The sequence below is a fragment of the Ochrobactrum sp. SFR4 genome (assembly GCF_019730395.1).
GTDB lineage: Bacteria > Pseudomonadota > Alphaproteobacteria > Rhizobiales > Rhizobiaceae > Pseudochrobactrum.
The window spans coordinates 1-302 of sequence record NZ_JAAPBB010000588.1 but is presented as its reverse complement, the minus strand read 5'-3'; the positions used below and the strand labels follow the sequence as shown (position 1 = coordinate 302).

Sequence of the window (302 nt, the reverse complement as noted above, 5' to 3'; positions counted from 1 at the left end):
AGAGTTTCAGAAAAGCTGCCTGCGGCTCCTGAGTGTCATAGCGGTAGAAATCCACATGCAGCGGATTTTGCTCTGTCAGCGCTTCAATACGCATCGCATCAATCAGTGCTTCGGATTCATTGAAAGTCTCCCGATAGGATTCAGGGAAACCGGAAGCCAGACTGATCACACGCGGCGCAAAAGTCTGCGAGCTTTCATCTGCTGCGTCACGCACACCATCTTCCCATGTGCGGACAAAAGTGCGGATCTGCTTTTCCAGTGCCTCACGCGCCATTTCCGCAACGCTGCCATCGTGGCGACGG

The 302-nt window shown here is 54.0% G+C and carries 1 protein-coding gene; it reads right to left on the bottom strand.

Features of this window, described 5'->3' with window-relative positions; translation table 11 throughout:
• Positions 1-302: NAD-glutamate dehydrogenase domain-containing protein (locus HBA93_RS20380; RefSeq protein WP_221724486.1), on the bottom strand; the 302-nt coding region annotated here is incomplete at both ends.